Origin of the sequence: Streptomyces fildesensis, from assembly GCF_016107395.1 — a bacterium.
Classification (GTDB): Bacteria; Actinomycetota; Actinomycetes; order Streptomycetales; family Streptomycetaceae; genus Actinacidiphila; species Actinacidiphila fildesensis.
In genome coordinates this window covers 1-282 of the sequence record NZ_JAAIKO010000272.1, presented here as the reverse complement: position 1 = coordinate 282, position 282 = coordinate 1, and the positions used below count along the sequence as shown (strand labels likewise).

At 47.5% G+C, this 282-nt stretch carries 1 protein-coding gene; it reads left to right on the top strand.

What is annotated here, in order from left to right; genetic code table 11:
* Positions 1 to 46: 46 nt before the first annotated feature.
* A partial coding sequence (locus C6N31_RS47340; RefSeq protein ID WP_198359712.1) for an acetate and sugar kinases/Hsc70/actin family protein occupies positions 47 to 282 on the top strand: 236 nt, incomplete at its 3' end.

Here is a 282-nt window from a genome sequence, read left to right as displayed (position 1 = left end):
AAATTGCTCGGTTAAGCTGCATCTTCGTAAATAAGGGTTCTATAAAATGGCCGATGCTGAAGATATTCAACCTCTTGTTTGTGACAATGGAACCGGAATGGTCAAGGCTGGTTTTGCAGGGGATGATGCTCCAAGGGCTGTTTTCCCAAGCATTGTAGGGCGTCCACGGCACACTGGAGTCATGGTAGGGATGGGTCAGAAAGATGCCTATGTTGGTGACGAAGCACAATCCAAAAGGGGCATCCTAACTCTCAAATACCCCATCGAGCATGGAATAGTGAG